1 protein-coding gene is annotated in these 1,718 nt (G+C 69.1%); it reads right to left on the reverse strand.

The genetic code is table 11. From position 1 onward, the window contains the following. Positions 1-500: 500 nt before the first annotated feature. On the reverse strand, positions 501-1,442 hold the full coding sequence (locus MJ783_RS06465) for an ADP-ribosylglycohydrolase family protein (RefSeq protein WP_239309132.1): 942 nt from the start codon (positions 1,440-1,442) through the stop codon (positions 501-503). Positions 1,443-1,718: the final 276 nt, after the last annotated feature.

The following is a 1,718-nucleotide window of genomic DNA, read 5'->3' on the forward strand; positions in this document are numbered from 1 at the left end:
GGTCATCCAGTCGAGCACCGTGAGCTCGTCCGCGGGCACGATGACGATCCCGTTGCCGCCGCAGGACGGGCACGGATCGAGACGTCCGCCGTCGCACTCACAGCCGCAGGCGAAGCAGCGCAGCCGGTCGGCCGCGTTGCGCCATTCCACGCTACACTGCGGCCGGGACAGATCGGCCAGCCGCAGGATGACGAGCCACGACGGGCTCGGCCGCCGGATTTCGCCTACTGGATTTCATCACGGTGCGTCATATCGGCGGTACTTTTCCGTAAGATCAAAAATGGACGACGTGCCGTCAACAGCGTTGACTAAGAGCGCCCGGCAATAGGGGCGTGGATCAAGGAGCGGGGCTGGGGTGCGTACATCGCAAGGCGGCGGAGGGAGTCACCCTGCTCCTTGGGGTGTCGACCGACGACAACGCAGCGAGGTGCGTGCCCCAGCCCCGCGACGCCGCGTCCCTATTGCCGGTCGCTCTAAAAAAGCGTCACGGCAGCAACACGCTATAAACGGGTAGGGCCGCGCTGGCGCAACGCGGCGAGCCCGGCCGCGAGACGAGTGATCGTGTCGGGTGGCGGCAGGAGAACGCGGGTACTCCACGGGAGCGTCCCGCGGACCTCAGCGGCGCTGTGCCAGGCGCCGAGCAGGCCGGCAGTGAGCGCGGCGACCGTGTCGGTGTCGCCGCCGAGAAGAACGGCGCGGGCGATGCCGTCGGGCAGGGATGTAGCGGTGTGCACGCAGTGCAGAACGGCGGTCACAGTCTCGTAGGGATCGAGGCCGATGCCGCTCCTTGGCGGGGACCACGCACCAGCGGCCACCGCGCGCAGCAGCTGGGGCAGTGAGCTGTCCGCACCGAGCCGGCCCGTGCTCGCCTCAGCCTCGGTAACAGCGATGTCGATCAGCTGCCGCGGCTGTTCGACAGCCAGTGACCAGGACGCGCACGACGCGGCGACCAGCGCCGCCGCCTGGGCTTCCCGGCCGGCGTGGGTGGCTCGGGTCAGTTCGACTGCCGACCTGCGGCGCGGTTCGGCGGCCCGGGGCGGGGTGGACCAGCCGACCGGCAGAACGCGCATGGGGCCACCGTTGGTGTTGCCTGCGTCCGGCAGTTGGCCGGTGCCCCGGAACCGGCTGATCGCAGCCCGGGTGGACGGGCCGAGGCCGCGTATCCCCTCGGCACGGTCGCTCAGCCGCCGGGCGAACTCCACCGCCTCGCCCTGCCCGCCGGAGTCGATCAGATGTTCGGCGACGAGCAGTGTCAGCGCGGTGTCGTCGGATGTCGAGCCAGCCGGCCAGCCGCGACCCGTGGGGATAGCGGCTATCCGGGCGGGGTCCACCGCCTCGGGAGCGCATCCTTCCCACGGCACTCCGGCCGCGTCCCCGCAGGCGAAGGCGACGATTGCGCCGGCCACCCGATCGGCGAGCCCATCGGTTACGACCTCGTTCATGCTTCGCCTTCCACCTTTAGTTTAGTTCGGCGCTTCGTCCGCCCAGGCAGCTCACCGTCCACCCACTGGCGATGGGAATCAACAGGTATTCCATGAAATCCTGCCAGTTCCGCTCCATCCGGCGAAGCTCGGCAACCGGCCCGAGCATTGCCATCCGGATTCCGATACCGGTCTCGGCCAGCGGCGGGAACGGCGATATAGCGTGGGCCGACCGCGCCGATGTGCGCACCCTACACGAACAAATGTTCGACCCTGGGGGCATTCCAGGCTATCGTT

The sequence above is a fragment of the Protofrankia sp. Cj3 genome, from assembly GCF_917627355.1.
GTDB lineage: Bacteria > Actinomycetota > Actinomycetes > Frankiales > Frankiaceae > Protofrankia.

Coding starts and splice junctions, on each gene's coding strand:
- MJ783_RS06465 (WP_239309132.1), bottom strand. CDS start 1,442: ATGAACGAGGTCGTAACCGATGGGCTCGCCGATCGGGTGGCCGGCGCA.